Source organism: Pseudoalteromonas sp. CnMc7-15 (assembly GCF_022347925.1).
Classification (GTDB): domain Bacteria; phylum Pseudomonadota; class Gammaproteobacteria; order Enterobacterales; family Alteromonadaceae; genus Pseudoalteromonas; species Pseudoalteromonas ruthenica.
Window position 1 is genome coordinate 472,971 of sequence record NZ_JAKRFT010000003.1, and the last position, 17,243, is coordinate 490,213.

18 protein-coding genes and 1 tRNA gene are annotated in these 17,243 nt (G+C 45.5%); 5 read left to right on the forward strand and 14 right to left on the reverse strand.

Annotated features, from left to right (window positions below; genetic code table 11):
• Window position 1: 1 nt before the first annotated feature.
• The 10 genes from MHM95_RS09465 to MHM95_RS09510 all read right to left on the reverse strand — a co-directional run bounded on the left by MHM95_RS09465 (window position 2) and on the right by MHM95_RS09510 (window position 10,368).
• Window positions 2-703, reverse strand: coding sequence for a prepilin-type N-terminal cleavage/methylation domain-containing protein (locus MHM95_RS09465; RefSeq protein WP_239385126.1), 702 nt, complete (start codon window positions 701-703; stop codon window positions 2-4).
• The gene (locus MHM95_RS09470) at window positions 697-1,101 is read right to left on the reverse strand and encodes a prepilin-type N-terminal cleavage/methylation domain-containing protein (RefSeq protein WP_239385127.1); all 405 of its coding nucleotides are present in this window, start codon (window positions 1,099-1,101) and stop codon (window positions 697-699) included. Before MHM95_RS09470 ends, MHM95_RS09465 begins: the two co-directional genes overlap by 7 nt.
• Window positions 1,088-1,492 carry a type II secretion system protein gene (locus MHM95_RS09475; protein WP_239385128.1) on the reverse strand — a complete coding sequence of 135 codons (405 nt, stop codon included), beginning with the start codon at window positions 1,490-1,492 and terminating at the stop codon, window positions 1,088-1,090. Before MHM95_RS09475 ends, MHM95_RS09470 begins: the two co-directional genes overlap by 14 nt.
• Window positions 1,479-2,678 carry a type II secretion system F family protein gene (locus MHM95_RS09480; RefSeq protein ID WP_275441940.1) on the reverse strand — a complete coding sequence of 400 codons (1,200 nt, stop codon included), beginning with the start codon at window positions 2,676-2,678 and terminating at the stop codon, window positions 1,479-1,481. The genes MHM95_RS09475 and MHM95_RS09480 overlap by 14 nt, the downstream gene beginning before the upstream one ends.
• Complete coding sequence (locus MHM95_RS09485) at window positions 2,678-4,339, reverse strand: GspE/PulE family protein (RefSeq protein WP_239385130.1); 1,662 nt, start codon at window positions 4,337-4,339, stop codon at window positions 2,678-2,680. Before MHM95_RS09485 ends, MHM95_RS09480 begins: the two co-directional genes overlap by 1 nt.
• A complete protein-coding gene (gspG, locus tag MHM95_RS09490; RefSeq protein WP_239385131.1) occupies window positions 4,336-4,731 on the reverse strand; it encodes a type II secretion system major pseudopilin GspG in 396 nt (131 codons plus the stop codon). The genes MHM95_RS09485 and gspG overlap by 4 nt, the downstream gene beginning before the upstream one ends.
• A 98-nt stretch (window positions 4,732-4,829) precedes the next feature.
• On the reverse strand, window positions 4,830-5,624 hold the full coding sequence (locus tag MHM95_RS09495; RefSeq protein WP_239385132.1) for a nitroreductase family protein: 795 nt from the start codon (window positions 5,622-5,624) through the stop codon (window positions 4,830-4,832).
• Window positions 5,625-5,920: 296 nt separating this feature from the next.
• Entirely contained in the window at window positions 5,921-8,542 is a 2,622-nt protein-coding gene (locus MHM95_RS09500) for an SLBB domain-containing protein (protein WP_239385234.1), read from the reverse strand.
• A 207-nt stretch (window positions 8,543-8,749) separates the two neighbouring features.
• Complete coding sequence (locus MHM95_RS09505; protein ID WP_022945994.1) at window positions 8,750-9,526, reverse strand: DUF481 domain-containing protein; 777 nt, start codon at window positions 9,524-9,526, stop codon at window positions 8,750-8,752.
• Window positions 9,527-9,546: 20 nt separating this feature from the next.
• Window positions 9,547-10,368, reverse strand: coding sequence for a mechanosensitive ion channel domain-containing protein (locus tag MHM95_RS09510; protein WP_022945993.1), 822 nt, complete (start codon window positions 10,366-10,368; stop codon window positions 9,547-9,549).
• Window positions 10,369-10,684: 316 nt separating this feature from the next.
• Here MHM95_RS09510 and MHM95_RS09515 point away from each other — a divergent pair.
• Both MHM95_RS09515 and MHM95_RS09520 read left to right on the forward strand, forming a co-directional pair.
• Window positions 10,685-10,760: transfer RNA gene (locus tag MHM95_RS09515), tRNA-His, on the forward strand.
• Window positions 10,761-11,217: 457 nt separating this feature from the next.
• Window positions 11,218-11,664 carry a transposase gene (locus MHM95_RS09520; RefSeq protein WP_045980393.1) on the forward strand — a complete coding sequence of 149 codons (447 nt, stop codon included), beginning with the start codon at window positions 11,218-11,220 and terminating at the stop codon, window positions 11,662-11,664.
• Between the two features lie 623 nt (window positions 11,665-12,287).
• On the opposite strand, the gene epmA is transcribed toward MHM95_RS09520, so the two are convergent.
• Entirely contained in the window at window positions 12,288-13,250 is a 963-nt protein-coding gene (gene epmA, locus MHM95_RS09525) for an elongation factor P--(R)-beta-lysine ligase (RefSeq protein ID WP_239385235.1), read from the reverse strand.
• Between the two features lie 66 nt (window positions 13,251-13,316).
• Window positions 13,317-13,883, reverse strand: a complete 567-nt coding sequence (gene efp / locus MHM95_RS09530; RefSeq protein ID WP_022945989.1) for an elongation factor P — start codon at window positions 13,881-13,883, stop codon at window positions 13,317-13,319.
• Between the two features lie 41 nt (window positions 13,884-13,924).
• On the opposite strand from efp, the gene epmB reads away from it, so the two are divergent.
• Complete coding sequence (gene epmB, locus MHM95_RS09535; protein WP_239385133.1) at window positions 13,925-14,941, forward strand: EF-P beta-lysylation protein EpmB; 1,017 nt, start codon at window positions 13,925-13,927, stop codon at window positions 14,939-14,941.
• Window positions 14,942-14,998: 57 nt separating this feature from the next.
• Here the strand turns inward: epmB and MHM95_RS09540 are convergent, their stop codons facing one another.
• Window positions 14,999-15,211 (reverse strand): hypothetical protein, encoded by a 213-nt coding sequence (locus tag MHM95_RS09540; protein WP_022945987.1) that lies wholly within the window; start codon window positions 15,209-15,211, stop codon window positions 14,999-15,001.
• A gap of 70 nt (window positions 15,212-15,281) precedes the next feature.
• Between MHM95_RS09540 and MHM95_RS09545 the strand changes: the two genes are divergently transcribed.
• Together MHM95_RS09545 and gph are read left to right on the forward strand one after the other, a co-directional pair.
• Complete coding sequence (locus tag MHM95_RS09545; protein ID WP_138548593.1) at window positions 15,282-15,581, forward strand: prephenate dehydrogenase; 300 nt, start codon at window positions 15,282-15,284, stop codon at window positions 15,579-15,581.
• Between the two features lie 27 nt (window positions 15,582-15,608).
• Entirely contained in the window at window positions 15,609-16,280 is a 672-nt protein-coding gene (gene gph / locus MHM95_RS09550) for a phosphoglycolate phosphatase (RefSeq protein ID WP_239385134.1), read from the forward strand.
• Here gph and MHM95_RS09555 read toward each other — a convergent pair.
• Window positions 16,277-17,230 (reverse strand): sulfite exporter TauE/SafE family protein, encoded by a 954-nt coding sequence (locus MHM95_RS09555; RefSeq protein ID WP_239385135.1) that lies wholly within the window; start codon window positions 17,228-17,230, stop codon window positions 16,277-16,279. The genes gph and MHM95_RS09555 overlap by 4 nt on opposite strands.
• Window positions 17,231-17,243: the final 13 nt, after the last annotated feature.

Sequence of the window (17,243 nt, forward strand, 5' to 3'; positions counted from 1 at the left end):
GCTAAGCACCCACCCTCATATAAGCAAATAACCTTGCACTTGAGTCGCGAGGCAGTTCAAAATGTAGCTGGGTACGCTGACCTTCTTGCTCCCAGGTTAACCTGACCGTCTGTGGCAAAACCCTGCGTTCCAAGGGATTATGTGCATCGTACCATTGTGGCTTTATGGGTTCAGAGGTGAGCTCTGAAGGATCGTCATGCTCTATCATCTGCGCTAGATTCTCAAAGCCATAGTAATCTACTTGGAAGCTATCTAACCCTACTAATAGCTGTATTGGCTGAGACCAACTCACCCCCTTTAAAGGCCAAGTCGTGTAGATGTCTTTGTCTAAAGGGATTTCGCGATAACTTAGTACTTGAGTCTCTGGATGAAAGCGAAGATTAATAAGCGCTATACCGCTGCTTCCGATGGGGCTGTTAGAAACAAAAGTAAGCTGAGACTGTGTCCCTTGAAACAACATTAGGGGTTTAGTTGGATCTGCGTTTTCAGCAACGATAAATGGTGCTGTAGAATGTAAAGCTCTATTTATCATATCTGTTGCCATCGCATTTTGACTTAGCTCCCAGAAAGTATCAGTGCGCTTTTGCCATCGCTCTGTGTACATACTGTAAGCGAAGTAACCGCTAAACATTACCACTGATAACAAGGTGGTAGCGATCATCAGCTCTATTAGTGAGAAACCGGCGTTATTATTTCTTACCATACGACTACTTGAAAACGTCCAATAGAACCACGTTGCTCAGCCTCAAGATCAACTTGATACAACCAAAACCTCTCTGGAGGATCGAAAGCTTCATCATAGTCTCTTTGTGGTGCTAGCTTGTTAACTAATTGAGCTCGCCAAAGGAAACGAACTCCTCCTATCTCGAGTTCACCCGAGACATTGCTGGCTGCGTTCTGCGCTTGAGGGTTCATTCTAAGTTGCTGTTTAACCTGATCCACCGCCACTCCAGCAAACTGATATATTTCCGCTGTCCGTGCCGCTTTTTGAGCAGATAAGGTACTTGCTGAGTATACCTGAGCAGTTAATGCTATCGCTGAAAATAAAATAATTGCAGCAATCAGCACTTCGATTAATGTAAACCCTCTACTTGTTGTCATTATATGGCTCAAACAGAGATAACAAATTATAACGTTTGATGTGTTCGCCTTGAATAACACCAAACTGCTGAGGTTGCACGTGCGTATTTGTGTTCACCACATAATCATTCGCAACAAAGGTTAAATGTTCAAATCGAATATCTTCCTGAACAGGACCACTAATGCGCATGCTATTCTCTTGCAGGCGAACACTTGCTTGCTGCCCTGAAAAATAAGCCTTTTGACCTAACCTGCGAAATATTTGACGAACTTTTTCGACCTCAACTAGCCGCTCTTGCTGGTCGATACTTTTGCTAACTAAACCTCCTGTGAGCCCCATAACCACTGCCATAATGGCCATGACGACCATAAGTTCAATGAGGGAAAAGCCAACTACTTTAGAACGGTACATCATTAATTGACACCATACTCATTAGCATCGTAATGACTATGCCCCCCACAAAGCCCCCCATAAAAATCAACATTATCGGCTCCAGCATGGTTGTTAGGCGCTTTATAACATGCTCTAGATCAGCCTTGCTACGGGTGGCTACTTCTGTAAACACTCGAGGTAACCGCCCTGTTTCTTCACCCACCTTGATTATGGATAGGAAAAAATCAGGAAAGATGCGTGTTTGCCCTAACACTTGACTAAGTTGTTTACCCGACTTTAGCTGCTTCAGTGCTTGCTTCGCATCGCGGCGCAACTCTTCATGCTTGAGGGTGTCGGCTGTGAGCGCTAGTGTTGTATCTAGTTGTAGCCCTGCCTCTAGCATCATTGCCATGGATTGCGCGAACCGGATTCGTTCTGCGGTGAGGATGACCCCCCCCACTCCAGGCAACCGGGAAGCTTTTACATAAGCCCAGTTTTTTACCTCGGGGCGCTTAAACGCATAAACACCAAAAACTATTAGCGCAATAACCCCTAATACAATTAAGTTCTGGTAATCGACAAAGGTATTACTAACGTTGATTATCATTTGCGTGTACCAAGGCGCTTGACTCAGGTCGGTGAAGATCCCCGACATTTTGGGCACGATAAATGTCAGTACAAAATACACTGCCATAACACAAACGAAGAAAATAACTGAAGGGTACGTAAGGGCTTGCGAGATCTGAGATTTCAGATCCTTTTGGAATTTAAGATCGGCAGAGAGCCTAGCTAGCACCTCAGGTAAATTTCCCGAGGTTTCACCAATTTTCAGCAAGCTGATGTACAGCGGGCCAAATAAAGCTTCATGTTTTGCAAAAGCTTCGCTTAATGAGGCGCCCCGTTTAAGGTCTGATGCAATTTGACTTAAAAGTCTGCTCAACGCGGGGTGGGCGTTTGATTGACGAATTATCTCAATTCCTTTATCAACACGCACTCCGCTTTCTAGCAACAACGCAAGCTCACTGGTAAAAAATTCAAGCTGATCTAAGTTCACTCTTTGTGAGAAAAGCTGCTTGAAATCAAAACCTGAAGATATAGGCGTTAACTTTATTGGAGTGAGCCCTTGACTCACAAGCTGCTTTTGCGCCTCATTTTTGTTAGCGGCTGAGAGAGTGCCCTGATGCCGCGCACCATGACTATCTATGGCGTGATATTCAAACTCCATTAGCCGGCGACTCGTAACACTTCATCAATGGTTGTCACCCCATTGATCACTTTAAATAGACCGTCCTCAAATAGGTTTCGCCGCGCAAGATCGCTATTATGCTGCTGTGCCTTTTGAATAAACTGGTCATTTTTAGGAATTGTTTTTATTGTATCGTCACAGCGTAAATATTCATTCACCGCTATACGCCCTTTAAAACCGGTCCCATTACAGTGGTCACAGCCATTTGCCTGCATCAATTTTAACTCTGAAATACCGGCTTTTTCAGCAATATCTTTTAAAGGGTATTTATCTAGTAATGCTTTGGGGTCTTGATGCGGCTGAGCGCAATGCGAACACAAACGTCGCGCTAAGCGCTGTGCTACTACGGATACTAATGCAGCATTGAGTAAGAACTCTTCAACTCCTAAATCAAGTAATCGCGTGTAGGCACTTGCAGCATCGTTGGTATGCACTGTACTAAACACTAAATGCCCGGTAAGAGCGGATTGTAATGCAATTCTCGCAGTTTCAGCATCACGAATCTCACCAACCATAATAATATCAGGATCTTGACGCACGATTGAGCGCAACCCAGCAGCAAAATCGAAACCAATTTCAGGGTTAACTTGAACTTGGTTAACGCCTTCGAGTTGGTACTCCACAGGGTCTTCAAGAGTGATGATTTTAACATCCTCGTTGTTCAGCTCATTTAAAAAAGTATAAAGCGTTGTTGTTTTACCCGAACCAGTCGGCCCTGTAAGCAATATAACCCCGGTAGTTTTGGCAAGGTCTTGCTGAATAAAGCCCTGAGTATCTTGAGAAAGTCCCAACACAGACATGTCGTAACGGATTGAATCCTTGCGCAGAAAGCGAAGTACAATGCTTTCACCCTCATTGAGTGGTAAGGCGGACACCCTGATATCAAGCTCTTGGTTTGCAATCCGAAGTTCTATTTTACCGTCTTGAGGACGTCGTTTCTCAGCGATGTCCATCCCCGATAAAATTTTCAATCGCGTTGTGATTGGTAATTGCATTTTTGGCGCTAGCGTATCAACTTCATGCAGCACACCATCAATGCGATAACGGACTCTAAAACGCCCTTTGTGAGGCTCCAGGTGCATATCTGACGCGTTTCGCGCCAGCGCTTTGGTAATAAGGGAGTTTAATAAGTTAACTGTAGGCGCTTCTGACGCGAGCTCTCTTAAACGAGCTTCTTCATCGCCTGTTAACTCGTCGTCATCTAAACTGTCGCTTGTTTGACTCTCTATTTCATAAAAGAACGTTTGTAACTGAGCCTCTGTGGCAACACTTAGCGATAATTCCACTGGGTGATTGTTAAGGTATTCAGCTAAAGATAAGTCTAAAGGGTCTAAACAAGCTATTTGCCACTGTGTCTCTGTTGCCGATACCAATAGACAATCCAAAGCTTTAAGCTCTTGATTGACTCTAAAAGGCACTGACTCAGATACTTGCCATTGGGGGAATTGAGCTTCATCGAAAAGTGGATAACCCAGTAACTCGCTATATAAAGGCGCAAGCTCTTCCTCAGTTAAACATCCCATATTTACCAAGATTTTTTCGACACGACCATCGTAGCGCGACTGGTATGATAGTGCTTTGTCTAGGTCCGCTTGGCTGACATTAAACTGCTCAACAAGTAGCTTGTTCAAATGAATCATTTGTGGATTACGTCCGCGTTTTCATCCTCGCCGCCAGGCTGACCATCTAAACCATAACTCATAATGCTGTAAGGCATACCATTTTCACCAGGTGTATTATAAACGTACTCTTTACCCCATGGGTCGAGCGGGATGGCTTTAGGAAGATATGGTCCATCCCAACCTGGAACATCACTTTGTCTTAACTCTTGAAGGCTTTGCGGCACGCGCCCCACATCAAGGCGATAAGTGTCAATAGCGGTTTCAAACATCTGCATTTGAGCGACAGCTGTTTTTTGTTTTGACGAGCCTACTTTTGAGAAAAGTTTTGGCGCAACCAAAGAACCCAAAAGGCCCAAAATAATTAATACAATCATCAGCTCCATTAAGCTGAAACCCTTTTGTTTTCTCATAACAAACTCCGTAAAAACATTATCGCTGCAGTATATCAAGCGACCAATTTTGTGTCGATATAGGACAAGTGCGTTGCTTATTACTCTTTTTATTAACATCACAAGTAAGTAATCACATGCTCTGCTGACTTTTTATCTGAGTAGGGAATCATGCCGCTAGCCTGTGCATAGCCAAAGGCAATAAACATAACGACTCGTTTATGTTGCGGCAATCCAAGTAAAGCCGACACCTTTTTATCCTGTTTGTGTAATTCAGGCCAATTGATAGGACAAGACGCAAGCCCAAGAGTTTCAAGAGCTAACATAAATTGCATACTTGCCAAGGCAGAATCTATGTAAATAACGTGTCTGTCACGCTCAAGAGGATAATAAGAAAGATCACCTACTACAGCTATCAAATTAGCTATATTATCTGCGAAACCAGCAGTTCCACCCGGCAGTTGTGCAACTTTACGCTTTAATGACTCGTTTTCAATAACATAAAACTCAAACGGTTGACGATTACAGGCGCTTGGTGCCTGCAGAGCGACAGTCATAGCTTGCTCTATGAGAGCTCTATCGACCTTAGTTTGCTCAAACCATCGGGTAGAGCGTCGAGACTGTGTTAATGCCAATAGTTCTTCATACTTCACACGGTGCGCCTTACGCTGCTCACTTTGATAGGGCACTTTCTCTAAACAAGCTTTAGAAACGGTAAAACCTTGCTCAAAGCGCTTTTTCTGCGTAGCGATAGCTGGGTGGTTTGAATCTGTAGCGCTAAAGTACTCCTTTAGAATGGCTTCGGCCCACTGCATTTCCGACTCATCCATTTCTGCTGTCTGTAGTGCGAGAATATACGCATCCAAAGTTTGCACTAAGTAATCAAGTGCAAACACGGGTTTGCGGGGGCGCATTACTAGCCCTTTCTCAAGGCGGTGAATATTTCTTCTCAAAAGTGGGCTAGAGCGGCCCAAAATACCTTTTTGTTGATGATATAGAAGTTGCCCTTTTAAAACTGCCTGTTGCTCATACTGAAAGCCACGATTGAAGATAAAATAGTAAAGTGCTGAAAGCGTGGCGGACTGAGCACAAAGGGGTATAACGCAGCTTTGCACCGCGTTAATAACTCGCTTTATAAGGTTTTTTAAGCGACTAGCCATATTTTAAACCTCAAAGAGGCAACCACATATTGTGATTGCCTCGTCCAATATTACAGCGCACCAATTGCTGCTACGGCTACACCTACTTGATACAAGATCTGTGTCGCAGTGCTCCACAACGTGAGTGTATCTATGTATTCGGCATTAAGAGGCACAACAATAGTATCACCTGGCTCTAACTGAGTAGAACGATTAGCAGCGAACCAGCTACTTTGCTCCGGAACCTCTACTGCGCCGTTCGCTTTGATGATATAAATTCTCTCGTCATCTGCACGCTGTTTTAAACCACCGCTACGCTTAATGTAATCTTCTACGCTCACATCAGGCTGATAAAGGTGAGAAGTTGAAACATTTACTTCACCAATCACACTCACTGTGTTGCGCTCACTTGGAATATACAAGGTATCTTTATCACGCATTTCTAAGGTGGAGCGGTTATCTGCAATAGCCTGCAAATCAATAACTAAGCGGCCAAGGGCATCAACATCAGACAAATCTTTCAATAAATTATCCATATCTTCATAACTTAACGATGTGTCAGTGACTGAGCTCTGGAAGCTACGTGAAGCCATTTCACGACGTAAGTCTTCTGAGAGCTTACGTAACTGTTGTTGCTCTTGAAGGCGGATTGCCTCTCGGGTGAAGATAGCACCCTCAGGAAATGCGTGTTCGGTAAAACCGCCAGCACGACCTAACACATCATTCAGGGTTTCGCCGCGCTTAATAGTGTAAACGCCCGGAAATTTAACTTCACCAACTAAGCGTACGCTGATGTCATCTTGCCAGTTAGGTGTTGGAAAAATATTAACTGAGTCTTTACTGTTAATTTGGTAAGTTTCTTCGCCATTGAGCGCTGCATACAAACTCACATCAACATGTTCAACCGTGGCCTGTTCACCTTTTACAAATCGCGTTATCTCTGCTCGCTGCAGATATGCAGACTCTTTTAACCCACCTGCAGCCGCAATGGCTGTTTTCATCGTTGCATTGACAGGCAGAGGATACACACCAGGAAAGTGTACTTCTCCATTGATGCCAAACATGGCTACTTGGTCATTATAAGAAGCCTGTTGATTCAGTTTTAAAATAATCGGTCGCAACAGCAGCTCTCGACTAAATACCGAGTAGTCCTCTTCTGGAATCTCTTTTTGCTGCCCTTGAAGTAGTGCGGTTAGGCTATCTATTTTGTCTTCTTCTTGCTTTGCAACCGCCGCTGCAAGCTCTTTGTCGAGCGTGTTACCTAAACCGATGAAATCATAAAACTGCTTATTCTCATACTCTTGCCATAACTCCATCTTATCTTGTAATTCAAGCTGCTCTTTAGTCAAAGCCATGGAGGAAAGTACGCGCTTTTCATCCTCTTTGGTTTGATAGCGGCTGAAGATAACGATTACATCTCGAGGCTTAAGTTCAAGATTGTGGCGCTGATCTGATTCAAGCGCTTTTGCAGGTGAGAATTGATGGATGGCAATGTCACCCTTGATATTTTTCTCACGTACGATTAATCCGTATTCGTAATCAGCAATAGGCAGCAGATCTGATTTCAAAGAACCAATTAAACGGGTAACTTTGTCGCCTTTTTTCCATGCATAGTTGCCAGGGTAAGTTACGGCCCCCATGAGCGTAACGGCATTTTCTAGCTCATTACTTGATTCAGGAACCTTAATTTTATCGCCATCTTTTGGCTGATAATCATTTGTAGATTCACTTAAATCTAATTGAATAACCGTTTTAAAGCTGTTGCCTTTAAAACGTTCTACTAAGGTTTTTTTAGGGAATGCATCAGCCTTCAAACCACCAGCCATAGTTATGAGGTCTCGTGCTGTTTCCCCATCTTTCAGTTCAAAAATGGCAGGACGGCGCACCTGTCCACTAACAGCAACCTGTTTTCCCACAGGAGGAATAAATACAACATCACCGGGCTTTAATATGGCGTCATTCGAACTGTCGCCACTGACCAGTAAATCGTATAGGTCTAACGTGGTCACTTTTTTCCCTGCTCGTTTTAGCTGAATGTTACGAAGAGAACCAATTTCAGTGACTCCACCACTGACAAACAGTGCGTGAGTAATAGAAGCCAGTGAAGGCACCGTGTAAGCACCCGGCTTATGTGCCTCGCCTAGCACGAGTACACGCATACTGCGTAAACGCCCCATAGACACAAACGCTTGCGCGCCAATGATTTCTTGCTCAACTTTAGTTTTTACTAATTCTTTTACTTCGACAAACTGCATACCAGCCACGCTAATAGGCGCAAGCTTAGGAATAGTAAGGCGGCCCTCTCTGTCGACGGTGACTTCTTCGTTAGTGCTTTCTTTTCCGTAAAAAGAAATATTGAACGTATCACCTGGGCCAACAAGATAAGTGTCTGGAACTAATGCATTCTCTGAAGGCATAAAGGAGGTGGGTTCACCAGCAAAAAGTTCGTAACCAAATGGCTCCAATTCATCTTCTTTTGGTTTGAACTTTTCCTCTTCGGTCAGTTCTTCGTCTTCTTCACCGAAACGGTTTTTCTTATCTTTGTCTTCATCCGTTCGAGGAAATACACTGGGAAACTCTTCGCTATTACCTTCCTCTTCACCACTTTGGCTTTGCAAAGCTTTCAGGTCAACACCGTACTTCTTTGCCAGCGCCTCTTGTTGCGCTTTAGGTAACTTTTTGAATTGTTCCATCTGCGCCTGAGTAGGCTGCGCTGTTTGCGCGAGCGATGACGACGACGATGCTAATATAAGCGTTATTAGTAAAAGTTTTAAGAACTTCACAACATCCCTTCCCGAGAATAGAAAAATAGAAGACAACCGCGGCATATTACCGGAATTTTGAGCGAAAAAAAACGGAAGATGGTGGTCTTCCGTTGTTATCTCGCGTTACTTGATTTGTTAAAAGTTATACACCAAGGTTAACGCGGTTTCGGTGTCAGTGTTTTCTTTGTCATCCGCAACATCGGAGTTATGAGTGACGTTAAAGCCCACCTTCATTTGCAAAGAGCCATTAATTTTAGTTAATAGCGCTGTTTCTGAACGGGTTTTAGTGTTGGTACTACCGTATTCCATCGCAACTAGCTGAGTAAATTTGGCACCCTCGGAGATTTGCCAGGTGTAATCAGCCTTTGCTAGGGCGATAACTTCACCTTCCCACTCGTCAGCCAGTAACTCACCGTCATCGCCTACTTCAGTGCTATCGTCTGGGTATTGGAAATACTTATAACCCGGACCAATTTCCGCATTGAGCACCATGGTGTCGGTATCGAGCAAACGCAAACCGTAACCGCCAGAGACCACCGCTTCTTGGCGGTAAGCGCCAAAGTAGTCACTTAAATAGGAGCCATACACGAATAAGTGCGCGTTTTCCTCGTTGAGCTTGTAGTTACCCTGCGCCGATGCAAAATACTTTTCGTTAGTGCGCTCAGTTACTTTAGTACCGTTGTCTTTCTCGACTTCGTCTTCTTTATAGATGCCGTCGAGCTTGTACTCGTTATTCCAGTTTTCAAGGTTGTGCTTTACGTTTAAAGCGCCCTTGAATGTAGTTGTTTCGGTATTACCACTGGTGATAATGGCACCTAGCTCAGCGTTGGCTTCCCAAGTCTTTTTTTCGCTAGCCACAGCGCTCGTTGCTACGCCTGCAGCAACGAGAACAGATAAATACTTCAATTTCATGTCAGCGCGGTTCCCCTAGTTTATTCGCTGGTTTTATGTAAATGCACATCCATTTGAGGATATGGAATACCGATGTCGTTGTCATCTAAAGCAATTTTGATGTTTTCCATCAAATCAAAATACGTTGGCCAATAGTCAACGGTGTTTACCCAAGGGCGAACCACAAAGTTCACACTTGAATCAGCCAGTTCGTTCACGGCCACCGTGTATGCTGGCTCTTTTAACAGCCTTGATTCAGCATCAAGCACTGATTTTAAAACTTCTTTGGTCTTTTTAAGGTCGGCATCGTAGCTCACGCCAATAACCAAGTCGATACGACGCGTTTTCTCACGTGAGTAGTTTACGATGGCGCCAGACATAATCGATGAATTAGGCATCACGATAATTTTATTATCTGGTGTATTTAGCTCAGTAGAGAAGATTTCAATTTTACGAACGCTTCCTGCTTTACCGCCTGCTTCGATGTAGTCACCTGATTTAAATGGACGCAAAATAATGATCAGCACACCCGAGGCAAAATTAGAAAGCGACCCTTGCAATGCCAGACCTACGGCCAAGCCCGCCGCACCTAGAATAGCAATAAAGGAAGTGGTCTCAACACCGACTTGTGATAGCGCCATTAAAATAGTGGCGATGAACACCAAGGCATAAATAATGTTGCCACAGAATGAGCCAACCGCTTTGTCTACTTTACGCTTGGCAAAACCTTTTTCAGTCAGCTTGCTACACCACTTAGCAAGGCGCATACCGACCAAAAAGACAATCAGTGCCAAAACAAATTGAATGGCGTAGTGAGTGAGCAGTCCGGAGTTTTCCGACAGCCAGTTTGTTATTGCTTCCATTAGCGCTCCTAATTATATGCTGATAGCCCATGACACCTTACAACTTTATGCTTTGTACCTATGCGCCGTAAAGTACCTAATCTATTATTTTCTCAAGCCGAACCTAAACGCCAACTGAACATTAGTGCAACTCAAGCAACAATAAGCCTAGCATATGCTTTTTGTGCTGTAATACTCCGTGGTTAAGCGGCTTTCATTGTGTTCACTGAACAAATTTGCAGCGAACGAATAATTATCTTAAATTTACACTTCACAAGGTGGCGGAAACTATGTATCATGCGCGCCACACATCACGAGGTGATGTATCCCCTTTGTGGCGGCTGTAGCTCAGTTGGTAGAGCCCTGGATTGTGATTCCGGTTGTCGTGGGTTCAAGTCCCATCAGTCGCCCCATTTTTCTCTTTCTTATTTTTATTCCTTATTTAAATCAAACAGCTATCAGCCCGTTTTTATTCCGTATTACGCCAATATTGTGCCCAATAGCTTGCAAGGCTAAAGCCTTGCCTACAACACATCTTTCTGAACCTGTGGGTTGGGCTTTAGCCCAATCCCGTGCTTTGCAAGGCTGAAGCCTTGCCTACAACACACCTACCCTGAAACTGTAGGTTGGGCTTTAGCCCAATCACGCGTTTTGCAAGGCTAGAGCCTTGCCTACAACACACCGACCCTGAACTTGTAGGTTGGGCTTTAGCCCAATCCTTAGCTTTGCAAGGCTGAAACCTTGCCTACAACACACCGATCCTGAACCTGTAGGTTGGGCTTTAGCCCAATAGCACCTTCATCCCAACACAGGCAACCTTGTAACTCTCGAGCTATAATTGAATGTCCACCATATTCAAAGGAGCTGAATATGCCTTATAGTGATTTATTAAAAGGACGTTATTCGCAAATTCACCGCGAGTATTTTATTACTTTTTGTTGTTACAAACGCACACCATTTTTTGCCTCTGCGAAACTAGCACAGCTATTTTGCACCACGATTACAACGAATGAGCAGGCTTGCGGCTGCCAATGGTTAACCTGGGTCTTAATGCCAGACCACTTCCATGGGCTTGTGTTGCTGCACCATAGCGATCTTAGCGCTTGTATACGGCACCTAAAAGGTTGCACCGCAGCCATGGTTAATCGTCAATTACAGCGTCGCGGTAAAGTTTGGCAAAGCGGGTTTTATGACCACGCTTTGCGTGAGGATGAGCAGCGCATTCACATAGCCAGGTACATCGTTGCCAACCCATTGCGAAAAGGGATTGTCTCTAGTGTGCGATTATATCCGTACTGGAATTCGGTTTATTTATAGGTTGCAAGGCTAAAGCCTTGCCTACAATACATCTTCCTGAACCTGTGGGTTGGGCTTTAGCCCAATCCCGAGCTTTGCAAGGCTAGAGCCTTGCCTACAACACACCGACCCTGAACCTGTGGGTTGGGCTTTAGCCCAATCACGAGCTTTGCAAGGCTGAAGCCTTGCCTACAACAAACCAGTAAAACTTTGTAGGTTGGGCTTTAGCCCAATCTCGTGCTTTGCAAGGCTGAAGCCTTGCCTACAACACATCTGGCGGAACCTGTGGGTTGGGCTTGGTCCAATCCCGAGCTTTGCAAGGCTAAAGCCTTGCCTACAACACACCTGCCTGAAATTGTGGGTTAGGCTTTAACCCAATCGCGTGCTTTGCAAGGCTGAAGCCTTGCCTACAACACATCGACCCTGAACCTGTAGGTTGGGCTTTAGCCCAATCACGAGCTTTGCAAGGCTAAAGCCTTGCCTACAACACACCTGCCCTGAATCTGTAGGTTGGGCTTTAGCCCAATCTCATGCTTTGCAAGGCTGAAGCCTTGTCTACGAGAAACTTGTTTTGTAAGGCTAAAAGCCTTACCTACACTAAATCTGTTCTGCACGGCTGAAGCCTCGCCTACAACAATTTGAGGTTAGGCGCGTTCGATGTCGAAACTAAGCACTTCGCGAATATGCTTTTTGCCACAGGCAATCATCACGAGACGATCCACCCCGAGGGCGACTCCGGCACATTGTGGTAGGCCGGCATCCAATGCTGCTAACAAGTTTTCATCCAAGGCTACGGGCTCAAGCCCTTTAGCAATACGTTTGTTGTTGTCATTGGCAAAGCGCTGGCGCTGTTCATTGGCGTCGGTCAGCTCATTAAAGCCATTAGCGAGCTCTTGCCCTTGGTAATACAGCTCAAAACGCCCGGCAACGCGCGGGTCTTGCTCATGAAGACGCGCTAGTGCCGCTTGCGAGGCCGGAAAATGATACACAAAACACGGCTGTTGCTGGCCAATCGTTGGCTCTATCACCATGCAAAATAGCAGCTGTAATAAGGTGTCAGCCTCTTCTTCATTTGCGGCGATATCGGCAAAGCCATGAGTGCTTGCAAGCTGCTTTAATTCACGCAAACTTGCCGTTAACGGATCCACACCCAGCACCTGTATAAACACCTGCTGATAGCTTATATATTGGGCTTTTTCACAATCCAGTAGCTGTTGCATCAATTCGTCAATCTCAGCCATAAGATCAAACTCATCAAAGCCTGGACGATACCACTCAAGCATAGTGAACTCGGGATTGTGATGACGACCATTTTCCTCGTTACGAAAGGCTTTACAGATTTGGAAAATAGCCCCACTGCCTGCTGCAAGAAGGCGCTTCATCGCATATTCGGGAGAGGTTTGTAAATACAGTGGCAAGCCCTCGGCATAACCTTGGCCCACAAACTGTGTGGCAAAGCTATGTAAGTGTTCATCAGTCACTGACGCCTTGCTTAGTGACGGAGTATCCACCTCCATCACATCACGTTGATAAAAGAACTGCCTAATCTGCTGAATGAGCTTAGCGCGCTGCTGCAAAGTATGAATATCGGCACTGGGCTGCCACATCACAAAAATCTCCCATAAAAAATCCCAGCGCGGCTGCCCGGGCTGGGATATACACGTATAAGGTGCTTATTTTACGCGACCCACGTACTCAGCTGAGCGGGTATCAACCTTGATCACTTCACCAATTTGGATGAACAAAGGAACACGTACCACGGCACCGGTACTTAAAGTAGCAGGCTTGCCACCAGTACCAGCGGTGTCGCCTTTTAGGCCTGGATCGGTTTCAGTTACTTCAAGTTCAACGAAGTTGGGTGGCGTTACAGCAATCGGGTTGCCGTCCCATAAAGTAATGGTGCACACATCGTTTTCTACAAGCCATTTTACGTTGTCGCCTACAGCTTTTTCATCAGCAGCGATTTGCTCAAAGGTTTCGTTGTTCATGAAGTGCCAGAATTCGCCATCTGTGTATAGATAAGCTAGGTCGGTATCCATTACATCAGCCGCTTCCACACTTTCGCCTGACTTAAAGGTTTTCTCTAATACCTTACCTGAGATCAGTTTGCGGATACGAACGCGGTTAAATGCCTGGCCTTTACCCGGCTTAACCACTTCGTTTTCTAGGATGCTGCAAGGCTCGCCATCCAACATAAATTTTAGGCCACCCTTGAATTCGTTGGTGCTATAATTCGCCATCTTGTCCTCTAATAACCGTTTTTCGAGTAATTAATCCGTCAATGATACAAAGAATCGAAGTAAATTTGCATAAAAACTGGCAAAAAGAATTAGCCGATGTAGTCACTCGCCCCGAAGAACTGCTGAGTATGTTGGATTTACCCCCCGATGCGTATCAACCGGATAGTGAGGCTAAAAGCTTATTTAATCTACGAGTACCGCGCCCCTTTATCGCCAAAATGGCCAAGGGTGACGCCCGCGATCCCTTGTTATTACAAGTGCTGCCACGACGACAAGAGTTTCAGCAACACTCGCAGTACAGTGTCGACCCGTTGCAAGAACAAGATAACAACGAGCCGGGTTTATTACACAAATACCGCTCCCGTGTCTTGTTGATGTTTAAAACCGCGTGCGCAATCAACTGCCGATATTGTTTTCGTCGTCATTTCCCGTACCAAGATAACCAACTCAATAAAGCCGCTTTGGCCGATAAACTAACCTACATTGGTAATCATCCAGAGATCAATGAAGTGATCCTCAGCGGTGGCGACCCGCTCATGGCAAAAGACGAAGCACTGGCATGGTTTTTAGATAAGCTAGAGCAACTCCCCAACATTAAGCGTTTACGCATTCACTCGCGCTTGCCAGTGACCATCCCGGCACGCATTACCGAGCAGTTATGTCAGCGTTTTGCCCAATCGCCCTTACAAATAGTCTTTGTGCACCATATTAATCATGCAAACGAGGTCGATGAGGTTTTTAGCCGCGCCTGTAAAAAGCTGACCCAAGCGGGAGTAACGCAGTTGAATCAAGCGGTGCTATTGAAAGAGGTCAATGCCAATGCGTCTGCGCAAATCGCCTTAAGTGAGCGCTTATTTGCCGCCGGGATACTCCCCTACTACCTGCATCAATTAGACAAAGTGCAAGGCGCCGCACATTTTGAGGTAAGCGATGATGAAGCCCGCACTATCATGGCAGAAGTACTTAGCGAACTACCTGGCTTTTTAGTGCCAAAGTTGGTGCGTGAGGTCGGTGGCGAACGCAGTAAAACCCCCATTGATCTGCATTTAGAGCCATAAAAAAAACCCGCTTAACGCGGGTTGCTTGGGGTTCATTTACGACGCGCTGCCTTGCTATTACACGTGGATATTAATGTTATTACCCAAGGTTGCCGTAGTCGAGGCGGCTGGGCTCTGCGCTGCTTTGGTCACATTACCTGCTGACTCAATCAACGCCAATGCAGCCTGGCCATCGGCTTGCTGTCGTTTTTTAGCAAGGGCCGCGCTATAAACCTCGGCGCCTTGATCGGCTGTGCTCATGGCGGGAAGTGAACTTCCTGATATATTCATAACGCTTACCTGACATTTTAAATGAATCCACGTACCATATCGGCCATCTGCTCTAAAGCTTTAGAAAAAAATGCACGCAATTATCGAAAAGTTAAACGAAAACCTTAAACTCGCCTATCGTCAGGCCTTAGACGCCGATCAAAAACTGGATCAGCTACAAAAAGAAGGCCATGGTAAGTTTCAAGCCCTGTTCAATCGCGACGCGGGATTCGACTTTGAAGCAAAGCGCTTTAAACCCTATGTATTGGACGTGGCCGCCGATGTCGAGGCTCTTTCCCAAACCGAGCAACTTGATGAACAAAAGTTGAAACAAACCGTGGTTAAACTGCAACATATACTCACTTTGCTGGCGACTTTTAAAGACCAGTAAAGTCCTGTTTAAAACAAGGATGTTAAAATGCAATTACCTCACTCGCTGACTTGGGTTGGCTTTGATTTAGACGGCACTTTAGTCAATACCGCTGCCGATATCTGCGCCGCCATTAATACCACGCTGGAGCATTACCAAGTCGGTCAAGTCACCGTGGACGACGTGCAAACTTGGATAGGCAACGGTATTGATAAAGCCACCGAGCGCGCCTTAGCAAAAGTGGGTGCCACGCATATTGATGTTAGCGCGGCGGCGGCTAAAGTCAGTGCGGCTTACAACCAATGTGTGACCGATTCCTCGACTTTATATGTTGATGCCAAAGCGACTCTGCAAGCACTGCAGCAGCAAGGGTTAAAGTTATTACTTGTCACTAATAAAAATGAAAGCCACACTCATGCTCTGGTAAATGCATTGGGCATTGCCGATTACTTTGATGCCATTGTCTGTGGTGACACTCTGCCCCAGCGCAAGCCAGACCCAGCCATGCTGTTTAGTGCCTTAAATAATCTCAGTCTTGATATTAGCGAAGGCGTGTATGTGGGAGATTCAAAAAATGATGTGGCAACCGCCAGAAACGCCGGCTGCCCGGTGATCTGCGTTAATTATGGCTACAACCACGGGTTGGATATTGCCGATGCTAATCCGGATAAAATCATCACCCGCCTTGGAGAGGTCGAAACATTGCTCGCGGCGCGTTAAGCGCCTTTTGCCTTCACCCACCGCTCGCGGAGTATGCCCCCGCGTTGGCGCAATGCAAGTACAACCACCGCGAGCGTTGCCGCCACCAATAGCACCTTCAATACCAGCGAAAATTGTAATATCACCACCGTTGAGCACACTTCAATGAATATCAACGCATAAATAAAGCGTAATACGTACTTTTCGTTAATTTTACTCATTACATACCCTCCTAGCGGTGCGCCTATGGCGACCACGGGAGCTGCGAAAAACCACGGTTCAAAGGCCACATGGGCGCCGTTTAGCTGCCCTTGTAAAATGAGCAGTACACTGCCAGTCACAGAAAGTATCGCCATAAAACACACTGTGGTTGGGATCAGTGCTTTGGCGTCGAACTTTTGCCGCAATACCAGGTAGAAAAACAGCAAGGTATCGGCTCCGGCGCCAATATATGCCGAGAGTAACCCGCCCAGTGTAGCGATAAGGTACAGCGACCAGCTGTTTCGCCACTGCAGCAACCGGGTATCACAGCGCTGCATCAATAAGTAACTACAAGCCAATAGCAAGAAACTAAAGATGATCTTAAGTGGTTCACCGTCAACCGATAATGAAAACCCACACGCTAAACCCAATAAAGCAAAGGGCATTAATCGCGCCAGCAGTGACCAATATATGCGGATCCCGCGAGAAACAAAAAAAATGGTGGCAAAGGTCATTCCCACAGACTGAATCGCCAATGAGAAGACCTTTGCGCTGTGTGCTTCAAACCCGAATAACTTAGTGAAGACCGGAAAAGCAACAGCTCCGCCACCTAAGGGCGTCGCACCTGCGACAAAGGATCCTAATACCATAGTCAACGATGTTCCCCAGTTATGCACAACATCAGTGACACTAAACTGCGTCGCAAATGCTGAACTCCACGCTATAAAAAATAGCGTCAGTAAAGTGGGGTAAAGATAAGCTCTTTTCATCGTTATTGGTTGC

Bases quoted from the DNA above. Each gene is read 5' to 3' on its own strand.
- MHM95_RS09475 (WP_239385128.1), bottom strand. From the start codon at position 1,492: ATGTACCGTTCTAAAGTAGTTGGCTTTTCCCTCATTGAACTTATGGTC.
- epmA (WP_239385235.1), bottom strand. From the start codon at position 13,250: ATGTGGCAGCCCAGTGCCGATATTCATACTTTGCAGCAGCGCGCTAAG.
- MHM95_RS09545 (WP_138548593.1), top strand. From the start codon at position 15,282: ATGCACGCAATTATCGAAAAGTTAAACGAAAACCTTAAACTCGCCTAT.
- MHM95_RS09500 (WP_239385234.1), bottom strand. From the start codon at position 8,542: ATGGAACAATTCAAAAAGTTACCTAAAGCGCAACAAGAGGCGCTGGCA.
- MHM95_RS09520 (WP_045980393.1), top strand. From the start codon at position 11,218: ATGCCTTATAGTGATTTATTAAAAGGACGTTATTCGCAAATTCACCGC.
- gph (WP_239385134.1), top strand. From the start codon at position 15,609: ATGCAATTACCTCACTCGCTGACTTGGGTTGGCTTTGATTTAGACGGC.
- MHM95_RS09465 (WP_239385126.1), bottom strand. From the start codon at position 703: ATGGTAAGAAATAATAACGCCGGTTTCTCACTAATAGAGCTGATGATC.
- epmB (WP_239385133.1), top strand. From the start codon at position 13,925: ATGATACAAAGAATCGAAGTAAATTTGCATAAAAACTGGCAAAAAGAA.
- MHM95_RS09555 (WP_239385135.1), bottom strand. From the start codon at position 17,230: ATGAAAAGAGCTTATCTTTACCCCACTTTACTGACGCTATTTTTTATA.
- gspG (WP_239385131.1), bottom strand. From the start codon at position 4,731: ATGAGAAAACAAAAGGGTTTCAGCTTAATGGAGCTGATGATTGTATTA.
- MHM95_RS09495 (WP_239385132.1), bottom strand. From the start codon at position 5,624: ATGCGCCCCCGCAAACCCGTGTTTGCACTTGATTACTTAGTGCAAACT.
- MHM95_RS09470 (WP_239385127.1), bottom strand. From the start codon at position 1,101: ATGACAACAAGTAGAGGGTTTACATTAATCGAAGTGCTGATTGCTGCA.
- MHM95_RS09485 (WP_239385130.1), bottom strand. From the start codon at position 4,339: ATGATTCATTTGAACAAGCTACTTGTTGAGCAGTTTAATGTCAGCCAA.
- efp (WP_022945989.1), bottom strand. From the start codon at position 13,883: ATGGCGAATTATAGCACCAACGAATTCAAGGGTGGCCTAAAATTTATG.
- MHM95_RS09510 (WP_022945993.1), bottom strand. From the start codon at position 10,368: ATGGAAGCAATAACAAACTGGCTGTCGGAAAACTCCGGACTGCTCACT.
- MHM95_RS09480 (WP_275441940.1), bottom strand. From the start codon at position 2,678: ATGGAGTTTGAATATCACGCCATAGATAGTCATGGTGCGCGGCATCAG.
- MHM95_RS09540 (WP_022945987.1), bottom strand. From the start codon at position 15,211: ATGAATATATCAGGAAGTTCACTTCCCGCCATGAGCACAGCCGATCAA.
- MHM95_RS09505 (WP_022945994.1), bottom strand. From the start codon at position 9,526: ATGAAATTGAAGTATTTATCTGTTCTCGTTGCTGCAGGCGTAGCAACG.